This window comes from Endozoicomonas arenosclerae (assembly GCF_001562015.1).
Classification (GTDB): Bacteria; Pseudomonadota; Gammaproteobacteria; order Pseudomonadales; family Endozoicomonadaceae; genus Endozoicomonas_A; species Endozoicomonas_A arenosclerae.
In genome coordinates, this window is record NZ_LASA01000060.1 from 45,213 (window position 1) to 62,580 (window position 17,368).

General features: G+C 47.8%; 15 protein-coding genes. 8 read left to right on the forward strand and 7 right to left on the reverse strand.

Translation table 11 applies throughout. From position 1 onward, the window contains the following. Window positions 1-17 precede the first annotated feature (17 nt). Window positions 18-917 carry a protein kinase domain-containing protein gene (locus tag WG89_RS07955; protein WP_062263908.1) on the forward strand — a complete coding sequence of 300 codons (900 nt, stop codon included), beginning with the start codon at window positions 18-20 and terminating at the stop codon, window positions 915-917. Window positions 918-925: 8 nt separating this feature from the next. Here the strand turns inward: WG89_RS07955 and WG89_RS07960 are convergent, their stop codons facing one another. The 6 genes from WG89_RS07960 to WG89_RS07990 all read right to left on the reverse strand — a co-directional run bounded on the left by WG89_RS07960 (window position 926) and on the right by WG89_RS07990 (window position 9,531). Next, a complete protein-coding gene (locus WG89_RS07960; RefSeq protein ID WP_172806742.1) occupies window positions 926-2,092 on the reverse strand; it encodes a DUF3322 domain-containing protein in 1,167 nt (388 codons plus the stop codon). Between the two features lie 4 nt (window positions 2,093-2,096). Then, window positions 2,097-5,522 (reverse strand): ATP-binding protein, encoded by a 3,426-nt coding sequence (locus WG89_RS07965; RefSeq protein ID WP_062263914.1) that lies wholly within the window; start codon window positions 5,520-5,522, stop codon window positions 2,097-2,099. After that, a complete protein-coding gene (locus WG89_RS07970) occupies window positions 5,515-6,264 on the reverse strand; it encodes a DUF4194 domain-containing protein (RefSeq protein ID WP_062263916.1) in 750 nt (249 codons plus the stop codon). Before WG89_RS07970 ends, WG89_RS07965 begins: the two co-directional genes overlap by 8 nt. Further along, a complete protein-coding gene (locus tag WG89_RS07975; protein WP_062263918.1) occupies window positions 6,261-7,721 on the reverse strand; it encodes a DUF3375 domain-containing protein in 1,461 nt (486 codons plus the stop codon). The genes WG89_RS07970 and WG89_RS07975 overlap by 4 nt, the downstream gene beginning before the upstream one ends. 181 nt (window positions 7,722-7,902) lie before the next feature. Then, the gene (locus tag WG89_RS07980; protein WP_153301481.1) at window positions 7,903-8,394 is read right to left on the reverse strand and encodes a hypothetical protein; all 492 of its coding nucleotides are present in this window, start codon (window positions 8,392-8,394) and stop codon (window positions 7,903-7,905) included. Between the two features lie 390 nt (window positions 8,395-8,784). Continuing rightward, window positions 8,785-9,531: a phosphoribosyltransferase family protein gene (locus WG89_RS07990; protein ID WP_079253720.1), complete on the reverse strand. Its 747-nt coding sequence runs from the start codon at window positions 9,529-9,531 to the stop codon at window positions 8,785-8,787. A gap of 106 nt (window positions 9,532-9,637) precedes the next feature. Between WG89_RS07990 and bioB the strand changes: the two genes are divergently transcribed. The 7 genes from bioB to WG89_RS08025 all read left to right on the forward strand — a co-directional run bounded on the left by bioB (window position 9,638) and on the right by WG89_RS08025 (window position 16,963). Beyond that, complete coding sequence (gene bioB / locus WG89_RS07995) at window positions 9,638-10,729, forward strand: biotin synthase BioB (RefSeq protein WP_062263929.1); 1,092 nt, start codon at window positions 9,638-9,640, stop codon at window positions 10,727-10,729. Next, a complete protein-coding gene (bioF, locus tag WG89_RS08000) occupies window positions 10,729-11,904 on the forward strand; it encodes an 8-amino-7-oxononanoate synthase (RefSeq protein ID WP_062263932.1) in 1,176 nt (391 codons plus the stop codon). The genes bioB and bioF overlap by 1 nt, the downstream gene beginning before the upstream one ends. Then, the gene (locus tag WG89_RS08005) at window positions 11,901-12,647 is read left to right on the forward strand and encodes an alpha/beta fold hydrolase (RefSeq protein ID WP_062263935.1); all 747 of its coding nucleotides are present in this window, start codon (window positions 11,901-11,903) and stop codon (window positions 12,645-12,647) included. The genes bioF and WG89_RS08005 overlap by 4 nt, the downstream gene beginning before the upstream one ends. Continuing rightward, a complete protein-coding gene (bioC, locus tag WG89_RS08010) occupies window positions 12,632-13,450 on the forward strand; it encodes a malonyl-ACP O-methyltransferase BioC (protein ID WP_062263937.1) in 819 nt (272 codons plus the stop codon). The genes WG89_RS08005 and bioC overlap by 16 nt, the downstream gene beginning before the upstream one ends. Further along, window positions 13,443-14,126 carry a dethiobiotin synthase gene (bioD, locus tag WG89_RS08015; RefSeq protein WP_062263939.1) on the forward strand — a complete coding sequence of 228 codons (684 nt, stop codon included), beginning with the start codon at window positions 13,443-13,445 and terminating at the stop codon, window positions 14,124-14,126. Before bioC ends, bioD begins: the two co-directional genes overlap by 8 nt. Before the next feature lie 114 nt (window positions 14,127-14,240). Next, complete coding sequence (locus WG89_RS08020) at window positions 14,241-14,996, forward strand: hypothetical protein (protein ID WP_062263940.1); 756 nt, start codon at window positions 14,241-14,243, stop codon at window positions 14,994-14,996. Between the two features lie 176 nt (window positions 14,997-15,172). Beyond that, window positions 15,173-16,963, forward strand: coding sequence for an acyl-CoA dehydrogenase C-terminal domain-containing protein (locus WG89_RS08025; protein ID WP_062263943.1), 1,791 nt, complete (start codon window positions 15,173-15,175; stop codon window positions 16,961-16,963). Window positions 16,964-17,037: 74 nt separating this feature from the next. On the opposite strand, the gene WG89_RS08030 is transcribed toward WG89_RS08025, so the two are convergent. Beyond that, the gene (locus tag WG89_RS08030) at window positions 17,038-17,298 is read right to left on the reverse strand and encodes a hypothetical protein (protein ID WP_062263946.1); all 261 of its coding nucleotides are present in this window, start codon (window positions 17,296-17,298) and stop codon (window positions 17,038-17,040) included. Between the last annotated feature and the right edge of the window lie 70 nt (window positions 17,299-17,368).

Consider the following 17,368-nt stretch of genomic DNA (forward strand, 5'->3'; position numbering starts at 1 on the left):
ATTTCAGGAATAACGTCATGATGGATGCACCACTCCCGCCTTCCGGCATAAATAACCCTGCACCAGAAGCTCAGGAGCTTCAGAGTACCTGGGAAGTAGTCACTAATGCATTTCGTTATGTGCTGGGTAAAGCCAGACTGATCACCATTCCGCAGGAAATGGTGTCCTCAAAGGTCACTCATAAGGATGAGGATTTTTCCCTGACCTGTGAGTGCTGGTGGTCTCCGATTGATACCAGTATCTATATGCGAAAGTGTGCAGTGTCAGAAGGGGCTGTCAATATTCTGAGGGATGAAAAAGAAATTCTCAGAGCGGCTCAGGGACCCAATATTGTTCCGCTGATTGAATCCGGTGACGATTCTATATTAATGCCCCATGCCGGTCAGACACTTTATTACAAGCTGGAACAGCAGGATGAAGGCATGTCGCATCCAGATTTCAGAGTGTACGGTTCTCAGTTAATAAATGGCCTGACTCACCTGCATAATTCACGAATCTGGCATTTGGATTTGAAACCCGCGAATGTGTTAATCGATGAAGAAGGCCGTTTGTCCATTATTGATTTTGGTCTGGCACAGTATGTTGGCCCAGCAGAAAATGCAGAGGTGTGTACCGAGGGTTATAAGCCCCCGGAAATGTTTTATCGAGGGAAGAAGGAAGTTTCCAAGAAAACCGATGTGTTCTCGGCCGGGGTTATTCTCTTTGAAATGCTGACCAATGAGAGGCTTTTTCCTGAAGCGCTCGATACTCAAACCATGGAAAAGCAGCACCTGTACTATGAATACCTGAATAATCGCTTGAAGGCTGTAGATAGGATAGACAGTGGCTATGCCAGGTTACTGAAGTCCATGCTCGCCTGGAATCCCAGACACAGGCCTACTGCAAGTCAGGTGCTGGGTGATTTCATGAGATTTTGACTGTGATATTAGGAATGAGCTTTCCAGTCAGTAAGGTTTCTGAAAATATAGTCTTGATCCAAAAATTCCTGTTCAAGGCGTGTCTTGCCCTGCTTTGCATTGAGCAGTTGATTGAAGAGAATCTTTTCTTCTGGCGTCAGATTTTCGGGCATTCTTTTGACGGGCTGGTTTTCGTGAGATGCTCTTTTCAGGCCTGTTTCATAGGTTTTACCGTCCATCATCAGAGCCGAGAGGCTAGGCATCATAGAGCGGGCATCACTGAGGATGGATAGACCCCAAGTATCAATATCCCCCCAGTATGCAACACTTTTCTCTTTTAACCAGTGAGCATCCATCCAGGATACGTTTTTGCCGCCGCCTATAACTGCTACTGTGTTGGTGAGTTGAGGCAGGGCAAAGCCGGTTTGTTCATTCTCAACCACCAGGGTATGTGTGCCTGGCATAGAGGTATTACGCAGTACATCAGTTGATAATTTCAGAATCGGAAGACCCATCATTTCTGTCTGAGTCTGCGGGCAGAGCGGGCGTATGATCAGCCAGCCTGAAGGTGTTTCATTGCAGTCCAGCCACTGATACAGGTCCTGGATAGTTTCAGTGTGCATCACTTCAAGGAAATTCCGGATAATCGTGGCGTTTTGCTCTATAAATTTGGTATTAATACCTGAAATAGGGAGTGCTCTTGAATAAAACCCTTTTCCCATTCCTTTTTTTATTTGAGGCAACACTCTGGCCAGGGACTCTATCTCATCCTCAGGCATTGATTCCAGCATTCTTAGATGCTTGATCAGTACGTTTTTTAATTCAGGATTAATTCCCAGAAACGGTTTGAATAGCTTTTCCCAACTGCGGCTGCGTTTTATTGCTTCAGGACCCAAAGCGTTAAACAAAGACTGCAGGTTGGGTAAAGTCAAAGCGACGGGAATTCTGTGCTGGCCGATTTTATGATAATCCCGGGTTTCCCATTCGACTTGCTCTGGGGGGTGCCATTCTTGCCACTGCTTAATGTATTGATGGAATCGGGAAATATCAGCCAGTGCTTGCTTTCCCACAGGTGGCTTTAAAGAGATACGGATGGAGCCAGGGTCTAACAAGTGTTTACGCAGACGATCCCATCTATCCCACTCTTTTTCTTGTAATTGCTTTCTGGCAGCTTCAACCGTGACTCCCCAGTTCATTTTTTCAGGCCTCCTCTGTTTCATCGAGTTCAATGCCCAGCTCTCTGGCATCCTGCTCAATGAATCCAGAATGATTCATTTTCTGGTCAATCTCTTCCCAGGTAACTTCGCATAAGCTGCTTTCATGAGTTTTCGGATCTCTCTCGGCAATAAGAAGCGATTTGGCAGACTCGCGGGCAAGGTTCAGGTTTTTGTAGGGAGTGATCAGGTTGATATGGATACTCAACTCCTTGAATACTTTCAGTACACGGCGACTTACTGATTCCGCCGTGTTGGAGAAAGCTTCATCCAGAAAAACAGTGCTGTAAACCGGTCGGTCATAGCCATCAGGGGTCAGTACATAGGCCAGGCTGGCGGCCACCACAGTGCCTGCAAAGGATTCTTTCTCGCCACCGGACTTGCCTGTGGACGAAGCCAGTACATCCAGTACCTTTCGGGAGGTATTGTCTACTTCTTCGGCATAAAACGACAATTGATATCGGGAGTCCAGTAACCGGAGGCTTTCAAGGTTATTGGCAGTGTTGACTGCTGTAGCTTTGTCCAGAATATCCACAACTGTTTTCAGGTTTTTGAAGCGCAGTTCATGATCCTCACTCCCTGCCTGTTGTAGCACATTCCTTAACTGCTTTTTGAACTCGGTAACATGGGGGAAGTCTTCCGTTTTTGCACCAAGGCGCAAGAAAGTCCCTTTTTTGAATTCGGTGCGAGCCAGTACCTGATTAATGGTTCTAATTCGCTCTTCTATTTCTTCTCGTTCTGAATCCATTTTCTGGCTGATGGCAGCCAGTGATTGTGTTGTATGCCGGGTAAGGCGTTCTTGAAAGCGATCCACTAATACTGGCAGTCCTTCGTGATCCAGCTTTTCCAGATATTGGATAAAGTCTGGCAGTCCTTCAATATTGCTTAACCATTCAATGGTGATATGCCCCCATTGTTGTGAAAAAGCAGACATAATGCCTACGGCACGCTGGGAAGTAATTCTCTCGACATCGGTCGCTTTTGTTTTTGCTTTATCGATATCAATTCGATGCTCTTCTTCCAGTCCTATAGCGTTCTCAAGATCATCATTCACCAGTTCACCGATACGGTCAGTAAGTTCAGTGCGAGGCGCATCCGTCATGCCTTTCGAAGCGGTAGATTCTGCTTTTGAACGTTCTTTCTCTCCCATACCCTTTCGGGTGTTTAATGCAGCTTGTTGAGCTTGTTCAGTCTCTTTTTTGTTTTGAATACTGGCCAGCTCATTTTTGGATTGCTCCCAGCGCAGTCTTGCCTGTTCCAGATCACCTCCGGATTGTTGGAGGTGCTCCAGTTCCTGTTGGCTTTTTGTCACCCTTTCTTGCCAGTATGGGACATTGATAGCATCCCAGCTGAACTGGCTCAGAGCTTTCCAGAGTTCTTCTCGTTCTCCGGCCTGGTTCAATTGTTTTTTTGCCTCAGTAACGGCCTGAAGGCACAGGCTGACCTGTTCTTGTTGCTGCTTAAGATCCTGTTTAAGCAGTGCAAGCCGGTCTTTGTTGCTGAAACCCAGTTGCCAGGCCCGACGGTCATCGACTCTGCGTCGGTCTTTTTTCTCAAAGCGGCCTTTTTCCATATGAACCAATCCCTGCTCGGTCATGGAAAAAGGGGTTTTATCCAGTGCCTCGGTACTGCTGACGCAGTGAAGATCAAAACGGGCCAGGTGGTGTTTTAGCCATTCTCGGTAGGGGTGGTTGCGCCATTGCAACTTTCTGAGATAACCGTCAGCAAAAAAGTCTTTTGTACTGTTGACCTGTCTTACTACTTGAACCCGTACGTGCAACCCGGTATGCCGCCGGTTCAGCCACTTTGTTACCTGGGGGAAGGTGTTTTCGGGCACCGCCAGGGTCGTTCTCAGGCCTCCCAGTGCCCTCTCAATAGCGCCCTGCCAGTTCTTCTCATCCGGTTTGACGTCTACCAGCTCACCCATAAACATCAGATCTGTTTTGTCGATATCCAGGGATTCAGAGAGTTCATCCCTTAACTTCTGAAAGTCCGGATCGATATTGGAATCCGGTCGTGAACTGATTTCTTCGACTTCTTTTGTCAGTAACTTTTCTTGATCCTGGGCATTCTCCCATTCTCCCGTTGCGGAACCAAAGGCACTTAGTAGCGCATCTATTTCTTCTTTGATTTGATGGAGGCTGTTGATAAGAATGTCAGCATTTTTCCGGTAGGTGGGTTCCGTGAGTTGATCATCCAGAGCCAGCTTTTGGACAGTTTCCTGATATTTTCCTGCTTTGTAATTAACCTCATTCAGCTTTTCCTTGTCCCTTTTTAACTCCGCCTCCAAGTGAACTATTCGGTCACCTCCCAGCTGGATAAAGTCTTTATGGCGACTTTCCACCAGTCGATTGGCATCGGCTTCTTGATGAGCTATTTGCTGTAATTGTTGTTCACAGTCTTCAATGAGCGCTTCCAATCGTTTCAGACGAACCGTCCATAGTTGATAACGTTGCTCAGCAAACCAGATGGGCAGGGCTGAGAGTTGGGCTGAAAGGGATTGTATAGACGTCTGCGTTATTTCCAGCTTTGTGGCAAGCTCTGGCAAGGGAGCCAGCATGTCCCGTTGGCTTCTTGCCGTTAACAACTCATTATGGATGCTGACCAGATCTTCAAAGCCGGAGACGGCCTTGGTGGCATCCTCTCTGATTCGACTGGGTTCAAGCACCAGCTTTCGAATCAGGTCTGTCAGGTCATCAATTTTTTTTAATCCTAATGCTCTTGATAACAAAGCAGGCGCATTGCGGTTTTCCATCTGTAAAAGTCGGCAATACGTTTCCTGATATTCATGAAAACGATCATCGCACAAGGTGACCAGTGGGTCATTTCTGAGCGTTTGCTTCAAGCCTCTGATATTGCTGGAACCAAAACTTTGCAGCAGTTCTTCCAGTGTCAGATTACGTTTGGCAACCAGATACATTCGGTTAAGATCTTTCAGGGCCTGGGTGTTCTGGGTCATCCAGAACAAGCCAGCCAGGGTGATTTCGGAACCGTCATCGGCTCGATATAAGGCTCTCAAACCAGAGATTACAGCACCTGGGCGTTTGTTAAGGGTGCTGGTTCGGGTTCCGTCATGTTCAGTGCCGTAGCTGCCTCGCACATAAGAGACCAGTGTACGATCAGAGCGATCTCCCTGAGCTGCGGCGACATTAAAACTGGCTTTTCCTGCGGGCAGTAATAAAGCCATCAGGCCATCAATAAGAGTGGATTTACCTGAGCCATTATCTCCTGTGATCAGGGTGCCTTCAGGATCAATCCTTGCGGTAAAAATCTCTCCATGAAAGGAGCCCCAGTTATGGAGCGAGATCTCTGCCAGGCGAATTTGGCCAGAGCTGAATAAAGTATTGATGGTCATTGGTTCGTTGGAATTGACATCCCTGCCTGTGTCCAGGCTGAAAAGGCTTTCAGTCATCACTGGCTCCTTCAGCCATGGATTGATACTTACCCAGCATTTCCTGCAAAAAGTCAGCATTCACTACATAGCGAATGACGGGCTGTATTTCAAAGCGTTCACCTTCCCTGGAACCGGACAAAATTTTGCGTTCTTTCATGCGATCCAGTGCCCCACCCAGATTACGTTTATCTGTACGACTACTGTTTGTTAGGGGAACAAAGGGGGTCAACAAGGCTTCTATCTGTTCCAGGTCAATAAAAATTTGCTGTTCTCCCGAGTTTTCTCGATCCTGGTAAAATCTTCTCAGTACCAGCAGTAGCAGGGAGTCGAAGAGAGAGAGGGTTCTTCGGGTGATCAGAGAAACCTGATCGTCCTCCTCGTCAATATTATCCTGTTCCTGGAGCAAGGCGATGCCAGACTGTTGATCCAGAGTAAGCCGGAGATACATATCAGCCAGATGATCCCTGACCAGTTTTTCGTGCTGGCAAAGACTGTTAAACAGTGCACCCTGACTTTTTGCAGAGATTACCCCCAGGCGCATCAGTCTGATCACGGCTCGCCGAGCTTCGGGAGGAAGTCTGCCTTTTTTAGTCGATGGCTGATCCTGTTCTCTTTCTGTATCCAGATCCAGATGCTTTTCTTTTTCTATGGACATTTGTGCAGAGGATAAAGCATCAATTCCATTGAGCTCAGTTGACTCTTCAGGCTGGGTCAAGCGATCAAAAAAGTCGGACGCTTGTTCTGAGGACTCTTGAGTCATAGTGTTAAGTCTTCCATACGATGTGGAAATTGATCAGAACTAAGGAGATAACAGGGGATCGTTGCCTGCAGGTTCGTACCATCCTTGTTTTGCAAACTGATGTGCTCCCGGTCTGATAGTATGGTGGCTTTTATTGCTTTGGCCACCCGTAAATGAGCCACCAGCTCCTCCAGCCCCTTGGTAACAGGGTGGTGCCGAATGATTCCTGCAATGGTGAGAGGGCCATTTTGCAATAAAATGGATTTGATGATTTCTGCCAGCTCCATCACTTTGACGGACTGTAAGTGTGACAACATTGAGGTGCTGGGAGACAACTGGTTCTTACTGGTTTTTACCTCACTGGTATCAAGTGCTTCGTCGGGTGTTCGAAGTACCAGGCTGTCCAGCGACTGAACTCTGACACTACCACTGTTCAGTTTCAGTTCAATCTCTGATTTCAGGCTGATATTTTGTTCTTGAAACTTGAGGGCCGTTTGCTCGAGTTGCTCCAATAGTTGGCTGACAGCCCGGCTTTCCAGATGAGCACCACTTTCTACGTATCTACGAAGACTCTCCTCGGTTCGTTTTCTTACGTGAAATACATGTTCGCTTTCATAAGTGAGTTCACGCAGTAAGCGTTCAAGAAATCGAGCCTGCTCATTACTAAGGTAGCTACTGGCCGGACGACTGAGAACAGAGCGGATCTGTTCCCTGAACTCGAGCCTCCTGTTTTCATCACAAAGCAGCTGGAAAAAACTGTCAAAAGCTCTGCCTGCGTCTGATTCTGCCAGAATGTTCTCTCCATCCAGCAAGGCTTTCAGAATATCACCGCGATGGTGATCGGCTTCAATCATATTAATTCTGAGTTGTTGGTCCAGTTGCCGTATCTCATCTTCTACCCTGCGAAAATCACCTGTAAGAACCGAAGCCAGCTGATAGACCTCTCGGATTCTTTCCTTCTGCTCCAGCTCTGATAGCTCAATAACAACACCTGCATTTAAAGCATCAATTTCATTTTGCAATTGTGTTTTTTTTGCTTCCAGAAGGATGACCCGCTCTTTTGGATCGGGGCTCAAAGCGACGGCTAAATCCCTGATGGCATCCTGAACAATTCTTAAATGTGAGGCTGTGGCATTATTTTCTCTCTCATCCAGCCCTTTAACAAAGCGCAGGGCTACTTCGCAGGGATCAGTTCGGGTCAGGTTGTCATCCAGCTCCCTGAGCCAGCCTGACTTGATCCATCCCCTGAGGTAAGCCATTGCATTGACATCGCCTTCAATCAGATTCAGTTCTCTTAATTGTTGCAGCTCTGCATCCAAAGCCACCCGAGCCTGACCTACAGGAACTTCACTGACTTCCTGGAATAAATCGGCAATAAAGGCCAGCATCAGCGGTGCATTTTCAGCTCGTAACAGTTTCCATGTTTGATGTTCCTGATATTGGCGGCGAAAGGCTGCGTATTTTTGTTGGAAGCTCATGAGATCGTTCTCAATGGTTGCTGGTGTTTCAGGTCATTCTGGGATAGTTAGAATTGGACAACAGGGATGAATATGAGTTCCTGTTTTCCTGACGCAGGCATGGGTTTCAGGCTGTGTCAGGATAATAATATTGGCCGGGTGTTTATGAAAACTCTCACATTGGGTTCGTTGCACACTATTTTTACGGCTCTTGAGTTCTGTCTTCTTCCGGAAAACTTGGGATGAGGCCCCAGGCTTTTCCAGTAGCAACAGGGTCAAATGATTCGGGATGGTTTTTTAATAGATTATTTAATTTTCTATCTCCGACCAGTGAAGCCATCTTCTTTTTCTTCTGTTCTGTAGGAACCATCGACAAAGCTATATTGATAGTTAGATCAAGCTCCTCCCTACTGTTGCTTTCAGCAGCTTTTTCTATTGCCTCTAAAAGGTCATTTCCCATAACTTTGCGATCACAGAAATAGGCGTTTCTATAGCTCAACCACAAAAGGAGTTGTTTTTGAGTATTTACCGTTTCTTGTCTTAGCCAATGTGAACTCGGTAAATCCAGTATACCCTTTCGACATTCCTGAGCCTGTGCTGAGCTCAGAATTACGATCACAATGAAAAAGAGAGCAATTTGTCTACCTGGTAGCATTCTGAACACACTCCCAAAATAATCTGTTTTTTCGATCATGGGAGTCTGAATAAAGGGATTCACTTGAGGCTATCTCCCATATTCTTCTTCTGTGATATTTATTAATGGACTTAAGTGTCTGCTCAAATGCAAGCCAGTCATAAGTCAGAGCATCAAAGGTCGTTTTCCCTTTTGGGGCGGGCTCTACAAAGATCTTATAGAGAGGGACGGTGCTGACGAGGGTTTTGAGTGTGTTGGACAGCTTTGTTTGTCTTTCGATAGTTTTCAGCGCCTTCAAGGTTTGTTCATCCGGCTCAAAGCTTCGAATATCGCAGTACTTCTGTACATCCAATGTAGCAGTCCTTCCGTGTTTATTGTTGAAAGTAGACTTATTGACAGCTTGTCAGATATGCATCTTAACTCGAACAGGGGTGTGGTTAAAGACTGGGTTTAGTGATGCTCAGGCGTTCTCGCCAAACACCAGATATCCACACGTTTTACTCCCTGTTTTTTCAAAAGTCGTGTAATTTCTGAAACGGTTGATCCCGTCGTAACCACATCGTCAATAATCGCCAGATGATTGCAGTGGGTTTTACCTGCAAGGCTGAAGGCGTTTTTAATATTTTTCCTTCTTTCCGATGCACTTAACCCTTGTTGAGAAGCCGTCTTCCGGTGTCGTTTTATAAGTTGAGTATTCACTGGGATATTGGCATGGGGTCTTAGAGCTTTTGATAATTGTCTGGCCAGTAAAAGAGACTGATCAAAGCCTCGGGTTCTCAACCTTTTGGTGTGCAGTGGAACCGGAATGATCATCTGGGGCCAGGCTGTATCGTCGTATTGATGAATTAATACTTCTCTGAGTTGTTTTACCAACGGAGGCAAATAAATCAGTTGTTGTTGGTGTTTGATCTGTTTGAGAAGGTGATCCAGCGGGTATTCGTAATTGAATGCTGAGTAGCAAGTGTCGAATAGCGGCTTCTTCTGCAGGCATTGGGCACAGTGGTCTGAAGCGTTAGCTTCGATCGGAATACCACAGCTTGTGCAATGTTTTTTTGCGATAGGCATGGCTCGCATGCATAAGTTGCAAACGGGCTCATCTAATAGAGTGTTAGTTCTACAAAGCAGGCAGCTCATGGTTAGAAATTGTCTGAAATTTAACCATTTGTAAACGCTGTTACGTTTTAACAATTGACGCATAATTTCATTTTATTATCATCGGTCATGTTTTTAATCTCGATTTCTAATAATTGAGCCGCTGACCAACAATACAGAGAGCTCCCACTGGGACGCATCAGTGAGAAACATGACCGACGTTTTAAACTACAAGGGCGCAAACCCCAGTGTTCTTCGCCATGACTGGACTGCCGATGAAGTCGAAGCCCTGTTCCAGATGCCGTTCAATGATCTGATTTTTCAGGCTCAGCTGGCTCATAGAAACCACTTTGATCCCAATCAGGTGCAGGTTAGTACACTGCTGTCCATCAAGACAGGTGCCTGCCCGGAAGACTGCAAGTACTGTCCCCAGAGCGGTCACTACAACACCGGTCTTGATAAAGAAAAGCTGATGGAAGTTCGTAAAGTTCTGGAAGAGGCACGTCATGCCAAAGCTTCCGGAGCCACCCGCTTCTGCATGGGCGCGGCCTGGAAAAATCCTCCGGCGAAAGACATGCCTTACATCCTGGAAATGGTGCAAGGCGTAAAGGAGATGGGTCTGGAAACCTGCATGACGCTGGGTATGCTGGATGAAGATCAGGCTGGGCAACTGGCGGAAGCGGGTCTGGACTATTACAACCACAATCTAGATACCTCTCCTGAATTTTACGGCAGCATCATTACTACCCGTACCTATTCCGATCGTCTGAACACATTGGCTCATGTTCGCGATGCAGGTATGAACATCTGCAGCGGCGGCATTGTAGGTCTGGGTGAGACCGAAAGAGATCGTGCCGGCATGTTGATTCAGCTGGCCAATCTGCCCAAGCACCCTGAAAGTGTTCCCATCAATATGCTGGTGCGAGTGGAAGGTACTCCGCTGGAAGATGTGGATGCTGTTGATGGTATTGATTTTGTTCGCACCATTGCCGTGGCCAAAATTATGATGCCAGCTTCCTGTGTTCGACTGTCTGCAGGTCGCGAAAACATGAGTGACGAACTGCAGGCTCTGGCGTTCCTTGCTGGTGCCAACTCTATTTTCCTGGGCGAAAAATTGCTGACTACTGCCAATCCCAAGGAAAGTAGTGACAGACAGCTGTTCAACAAGCTGGGCATCAATATGGAAGATACTTCCGAACTGGATGAACAGGCTCTGGCGAAAGTGTGTCCGCTGCGTGAGCAGGATAATGAGCAGTACTTTGATGCTATGAAAAGTGATGCCATGGGACAGAAGGCTTCCTGATGCCTTTCGATCTGGAAAAGGATCTTCAGGCCCGCAGAGATAATGGTCTGTATCGTTCGCGTAAAACCCTTGAGGCTCCTCAGGGTGCTGAAGTTGTGGTGGACGGAAAACCGTACCTGGCGTTTTGTAACAATGACTACCTGGGGTTGGCAAACCACCCGGAAGTCAGTGCAGCTATGGCTCAAGCGACTTCAGAGTATGGCACTGGCGGGGGGGCTTCCCATCTGGTAATTGGCCATAGTCGTGCACATCACCAGCTTGAAGAAGAGTTGGCAGAGTTCACCGGACGTGAAAGGGTGTTGCTCTTCTCCAACGGTTATATGGCTAACCTGGGTGTGATCAGTGCTCTGCTTGGAAAAGAAGATGCTGTTTTTCAAGATCGTCTGAATCATGCTTCTCTTCTGGATGCAGGTCTGTTGTCAGGAGCTCGTTTTCAGCGATACCTGCACAATGATGTAAACAACCTTGAAAGCCGCCTGAACAGAACAGAAGCCAGAAGAAAGCTAATCGTGACCGATGGCGTTTTCAGCATGGACGGTGATCTGGCTCCGCTGAAAGAGTTGTCTGAACTTTCTCTCAGGCACGATGCCTGGTTGATGGTGGATGATGCCCATGGCTTTGGTGCCCTGGGTAAAAAGGGTGGCGGTGTTGCAGAGTATTTTGGTCTGGATCAGGATCATTTGCCGGTTCTGGTCGGGACGCTTGGAAAAGCTTTTGGTACAGCAGGTGCTTTTGTTGCCGGCAGTGAAGCCTTGATTGAAACCTTGATCCAGTTCGCCCGTACCTATATATACACCACGTCCATGCCTCCAGCGGTTGCAGAGGCCACCCGAACCAGTCTTAGAATCCTGCAGGAAGAAAACTGGAGAAGAGAACGTCTGGATCAGTTGATCGATTTCTTCAGAAAAGAGTGCAAGCAGATGGGATTGGAACTCATGGACTCGCACTCTCCTATTCAGCCTGTTATTGTCGGGTCTGCTGATACTGCTGTGGCCATGAGTAACGCTCTGGCAGAACAGGGTATCCTGGTGACGGCCATTCGTCCCCCCACGGTTCCCAAAGGAACTTCAAGGTTACGTATTACCTTCAGTGCCGCTCATGAACAAAAACATGTAGAGCAGCTACTGGATGCACTGGAGAGAACGGTACGCCCGTTACAGGAGGAAGTAGCATGAGTTTACCCATTGTTCTGGTCAGTGGTTGGGCTATGCCTGCAACAGTTATGGAGCCTCTTGCGAGTGCTTTGGACGGCGATGGTCGAGTTTCTGTAGTTCAGCTGCCCGGCCTGGTCTGGGAGCGAAAGAAGTATGACTGGAAGCAGTTGTTGGACTATTTGGACATGCATCTGCTGGAAACTCCGGTGATCCTTGTCGGCTGGTCTTTAGGCGGTACATTAGCTTCGATTTATGCCAGTCAAAACCCCGATAAAGTCGCTGGTCTGGTAACGCTGGGCTGCAATCCGTGTTTTGTGCGCAATCAGGATTGGCCTGAAGCCATGCTTCCACAGACCTTTGAAAGCTTTTACGCCGGGATGCAGGAAGACTCCTCAGCCACGGTTGATCAGTTTTCACTGCTTTGCAGCATGGGCAACGGCAATCGCAAAGACGTTCTGAAAATGCTTCAGAGAGCCGTTAAAAGAGATGCTGACCTGGAATCAACTATTCTTCTGCAATTGCTGAAACTATTAGGTGCCAGTGACGTTCGATCCCAGCTGTCCGATATCCGTTGTCCGGTGATTCATTGTTTTGGTAAAGATGATGCGCTGGTGCCATCGGATACCGGTGAGAGAATAGAAAGAGACTACCCTGCCCACAGTGTTCTGATGATGGAAGGGGGTCACTGCTTCTTCCTGGATAAAGACTCAGGCGCTATAAAACAGGTAGCAGACCAGGTTAACCGCTTATGCAACCGAAGCTGAAAACAGCTGCATATTCTTCAGAGGCTCAAGTTGATAAGTTACGCGTGGCTGCCAATTTCAGCCGGGCTGCGGCTACCTATGATTCAGCAGCGGTTCTTCAGAAGCGTGTAGCTGCAAGGGCCATGCTGGGTCTGCCTACAGAGTGCTCTCCTCAACAGATTCTGGATCTGGGCTCGGGTACAGGCAGTCAGACAAAGGTGCTGGCAGAGCATTTCCCGGAAGCTCATGTTACCGGTCTGGATCTGGCCATGGGCATGCTGCAATTTGCCCGCTCCCAGTGTGACTCTTCCTCCTGGTGCTCCGGAGATATTGAAGCTCTGCCGTTTAAAAGCAACAGCTTTGATCTGGTGTTTTCCAGTCTGGCAATCCAATGGTGTTCATTCGAAACCGTTCTTGATGAGCTGTACCGTATTCTCAAGCCAGGTGGTGTTTTCGTCTTCTCAAGTCTCACCAGTGGCACCATGGGGGAATTGAATGAAGCCTGGAAGCAGGTAGACAGCAATATCCATGTGAACGGTTTTGAAAGCTTCGAGCATCAGAAAAAACAGGTGCTTGAATCTTGCTTTAAACAGCAATCTTTCAAGCAACAAACAGAGACACTCTACTATCCTGAGCTTTTTCAGCTCCTCAGGGAACTGAAAGCACTGGGAGTCAACACGGTGCACAGTCGACAGCCGGGCTTGATGACAAGAGGCCGACTGCTCCAGCTTCAGGAAGCCTACGAAACGTTTCGGGTCGACGCCGGGTTACCCCTGTCCTATCAAGTGCTGTACGGGATTTTGAGAAAACCAGCCCATGCCTAAAACCTTTTTTGTCACTGGCACCGATACGGATGCCGGTAAGACCTTTGTCACCTGTGCCATGTTAGCGTCAGCGAATCAGCAGGGTCTGAAAACTCTGGCTCTAAAGCCGGTGGCAGCGGGATCAGAGAACACTCCGGATGGTCCCAGGAATGACGACGCCCTGAACCTGATGAGTGCCATGAATGTTGATCTGGGTTATTCGCAGGTCAACCCTGTGCTCTTTGAGCCTCCGATTGCACCTCATATTGCAGCTCAGGAAGAAGGAAGACGAGTCACGGTCGATCGCCTTACAGGGTTTTGCCGCGGCGCTCTGATGACTCGGCATGACCTTTCATTTATTGAGGGTGCTGGTGGTTGGAGAGTGCCTCTGAATGATCGTGAGATGCTGGCAGATCTGGCGAAAAATATGAATGTACCTGTCATCTTAGTGGTGGGTATGAAGCTGGGTTGTATCAGCCATTCTCTGCTGACGGTTGAGTCCATTCTGCAAAGTGGATGTCAGCTGGCTGGATGGGTAGCTAATCAGGTGGACCCTGAAATGAGTCGGTTTGAGGAAAATGTCGAAACGCTTAAAGCTATGATTCCTTCTCCCTGCCTGGGTGTTGTTCCCTGGATGGATGATAGCCAAAAGAACAATGCTGCTTCCTGTTTGGACCTGTCTCCCCTGCTGTCCTGATATTAAAGCCAGTCATCCGACTGGCTTAATTTCAAAACTCCATTTCAATCACTCAGGCATCAGTTCATGGTTGTCTGTCCGATATAAAAAGATGGGTCACAAGAGTGGTTCATCATGGGTGAAAAAATCAATCCGAGTTCTCCATCGCCTTCCCAGTCTGTAGGTCATGAGGCTCATCAACCCGCCAGCAAGAAGTCGGTTCTCTGGAAAGGGCGTTTCAAAGTCAGCGTTCCTGATGGTGTAAAAAGAAAGCTGGGCCATTTAAAGACTAATCCATTCAAACGCTCTTCCGGACAAAGACGAATCAAGAGAATGACCCGTGAGGAATTCAAGTTTCGGCTGGGGCTTTTGAAACCCTCCAACTGGGCCAGCAGGGCGGTTCCTCGACTGGATGGCCAAATCAGAAGTCAGGTTGATTCTGCATTGTCCTCTCTTAGAGAAGGAAAGACAGAAGCATTCATGGACGGTATCTTTTCTGTTCGGCAGTTGATGCACCAGAGAGCTTTTTACACTGGGGAAGGTCATGCCCAGGAAGATTTTCTGAACAGTATTGAGGCTGAAATCCTGAATCATCCAGAAGAGTATACAGGGCGCCTTTTGGCTGAATTTTCAGACGCTGGCAGCTATCTTAACCGTCTTCGTGATGCTGTGGATAAAGCGTATGATGAATTCAGAAGTGGAGACGTACTGGCTTCTAATCACCTCCTGACACTTTCCAGTGCCAGAAGCTTTTTGGTCAAGCTTGGTCAGTTAACTCTTGGAAAAGAGGCTTCTGAAGAGTGGCTCAGGAAAGAGCCTGAAAGTGATAACGATGTTATGCACAAAGTGAGCGAGACAGTGAGCCGCTTGCCTCCCGGAAGACTCCATTGAAAAAGCCATTGATCAGGTATCTCTTCAAGCTCCACGTTTTTGAAAGATAAAGCATGAACAATAGTTGACATTTGTTGTAAGCGAACGTAAGTTTCAAACAACTGTTTGAAACTGGTACTATAATTTTATATATACCAGTTCATTGAATAAATATAAGAGAACCCAGAGGTACCGTTATGCCAGAATATAAGGCCCCCCTGCGCGATATCCGGTTCGTACGTGACGAGCTCCTTGGATACACTGAGCACTATGCCAGTATCCCCGGTGGTGAAGAAGCTACCCCTGATATGGTTGATGCCATTCTTGAAGAAGGTGCAAAGTTCTGCGAGCAGGTTCTGGCTCCTTTGAATCAGATTGGCGACGAACAAGGTTGCACCTGGTCTGAAGAAGGTGTGAAAACACCTGACGGTTTTAAAGACGCTTATCTGCAGTATGTAGAAGGCGGATGGCCTTCACTGGCCAGCGATCCTGCCTATGGTGGTCAGGGTCTGCCATATTCTCTTGGGCTGGTTCTGAGTGAACTGATGGGTGAAGCCAACTGGTCCTGGGGTATGTACCCAGGCCTGAGTCATGGCGCCATGAATACTCTGGAAGCCCATGGTACTGAAGAACAAAAGCAAACCTACCTGACCAAACTGGTATCCGGTGAATGGACTGGTACCATGTGTCTGACAGAACCTCACTGTGGTTCTGACCTGGGCATGCTGCGCACCAAAGCTGAGCCAGCGGCTGACGGTTCTTACAAGATTTCAGGCACCAAGATTTTCATCTCTGCCGGTGAGCACGACATGGCAGACAATATTGTCCATATCGTTCTGGCTCGTCTGCCAGGTGCTCCTGAAGGTACCAAAGGTATCTCCCTGTTTATCGTTCCCAAACATCTCCCAGGCAAGCACGGCGAAAGCAATGGTGTCAGCTGTGGCTCGATCGAGCACAAGATGGGGATTCACGGTAACGCAACCTGCGTCATGAACTTTGATGAAGCTACCGGCTTCCTGATTGGTCCGGAAAACCGTGGTCTGAACTGCATGTTTACCTTTATGAATACAGCCCGTCTGGGAACCGGTATTCAGGGACTGTCACACGGTGAGATTGCTTATCAAGGTGCACTGCGTTATGCCCGTGAGCGCCTGCAGATGCGTTCTCTGAGTGGTGCCAAGAATCCTGATGGCCCTGCAGATCCCATCATCGTACATCCTGATGTTCGTCGTATGCTGCTGACCATCAAAGCCTTCACTGAAGGTAACCGTGCGCTGATGTATTACACCGCCAAGAAAGCGGATCTGCTGCACAATCCAGACGAAGCAGTTCGTGATCAGGCGGATAAAGAGTTGGGCTTCCTGACACCTATTCTGAAAGCCTTCCTGACCGAAACAGGTTTTGAATCGGCCAACCATGGCGTTCAGTGCTACGGTGGTCACGGTTATATCAGTGAGTGGGGTATGGAGCAGAACGTTCGTGACTGCCGTATCTCCATGCTTTATGAAGGCACTACCGGTATCCAGGCGTTGGATCTGCTGGGAAGAAAAATCTTCCAGACCGGCGGTGAGTCCATGAAGCCTTTCACCAAGGAAGTTCACAAATTCTGTAAAGCTCATGCCGAGAATGAAGAGCTGAAAGCATTTGTTGAGCCTCTGGCTGCGCTGAACAAAGAGTGGGGCGATCTCACCATGCAGCTGGGTCTGAAGGCGATGGAAAATCCGGATGAAGTGGGTGCGGCGGCTGTCGACTTCCTGATGTACTCCGGTTACGCGACACTGGCATACATGTGGGCTGATATGGCCAGAGTGGCTTCCGAGAAGCTGGCTGAAGGCACTACTGAAGAAGGCTTCTACAAAGCCAAGCTTCAGACAGCACGTTTCTATTATGAGCGTATTCTGCCAAGAACCCTGTCTCATAAGGCAGCCATGTTGTCCGGTACTGAAAACCTGCTGGATATGGCTGAAGAAGATTTCGGCGAGCTGTAAAGCTGAAATGCTGTTAAAGAAGGGCTACCGTATGGTGGCCCTTTTTTATGGATAAAGTAAAAATAACTTTTGTTTCAGGGTGTCTCGTCAAGTATTACAAAACTAAGCAGGGTGACTGGCAGGGCTATTAACAAGGCGATATGAATGACCGGGTTAATCAGCATCAACAGGCCTGCAGCAATCCAGATGTTTTTCACAATACTTCTTTTGGCTCGATAGGACGCAGTGAAAGTCCTACGATAAAAATGACGGGCATCCGGTGTTTTGTCTTGCATCCAGTCCGGTTGCCATTTGATTTTCAACATAGTGCTGATCAGGGCTATCAGATACCGCATAGTCATTCCTTTGATATATGCGCATACATTTAAGTTAACACGAAAAAAACCATTTGCTGGTCATTTTGAG

Excerpts from the sequence above, each read along its gene's own strand:
- WG89_RS08025 (WP_062263943.1), top strand. The coding sequence starts at position 15,173 with ATGCCAGAATATAAGGCCCCCCTGCGCGATATCCGGTTCGTACGTGAC.
- WG89_RS07980 (WP_153301481.1), bottom strand. The coding sequence starts at position 8,394 with ATGATCGAAAAAACAGATTATTTTGGGAGTGTGTTCAGAATGCTACCA.
- bioF (WP_062263932.1), top strand. The coding sequence starts at position 10,729 with ATGCCTTTCGATCTGGAAAAGGATCTTCAGGCCCGCAGAGATAATGGT.
- WG89_RS08005 (WP_062263935.1), top strand. The coding sequence starts at position 11,901 with ATGAGTTTACCCATTGTTCTGGTCAGTGGTTGGGCTATGCCTGCAACA.
- WG89_RS08030 (WP_062263946.1), bottom strand. The coding sequence starts at position 17,298 with ATGCGGTATCTGATAGCCCTGATCAGCACTATGTTGAAAATCAAATGG.
- bioB (WP_062263929.1), top strand. The coding sequence starts at position 9,638 with ATGACCGACGTTTTAAACTACAAGGGCGCAAACCCCAGTGTTCTTCGC.
- WG89_RS07960 (WP_172806742.1), bottom strand. The coding sequence starts at position 2,092 with ATGAACTGGGGAGTCACGGTTGAAGCTGCCAGAAAGCAATTACAAGAA.
- bioC (WP_062263937.1), top strand. The coding sequence starts at position 12,632 with ATGCAACCGAAGCTGAAAACAGCTGCATATTCTTCAGAGGCTCAAGTT.
- WG89_RS07970 (WP_062263916.1), bottom strand. The coding sequence starts at position 6,264 with ATGACTCAAGAGTCCTCAGAACAAGCGTCCGACTTTTTTGATCGCTTG.
- WG89_RS07965 (WP_062263914.1), bottom strand. The coding sequence starts at position 5,522 with ATGACTGAAAGCCTTTTCAGCCTGGACACAGGCAGGGATGTCAATTCC.
- WG89_RS07990 (WP_079253720.1), bottom strand. The coding sequence starts at position 9,531 with ATGCGTCAATTGTTAAAACGTAACAGCGTTTACAAATGGTTAAATTTC.
- WG89_RS07955 (WP_062263908.1), top strand. The coding sequence starts at position 18 with ATGATGGATGCACCACTCCCGCCTTCCGGCATAAATAACCCTGCACCA.
- WG89_RS08020 (WP_062263940.1), top strand. The coding sequence starts at position 14,241 with ATGGGTGAAAAAATCAATCCGAGTTCTCCATCGCCTTCCCAGTCTGTA.
- bioD (WP_062263939.1), top strand. The coding sequence starts at position 13,443 with ATGCCTAAAACCTTTTTTGTCACTGGCACCGATACGGATGCCGGTAAG.
- WG89_RS07975 (WP_062263918.1), bottom strand. The coding sequence starts at position 7,721 with ATGAGCTTCCAACAAAAATACGCAGCCTTTCGCCGCCAATATCAGGAA.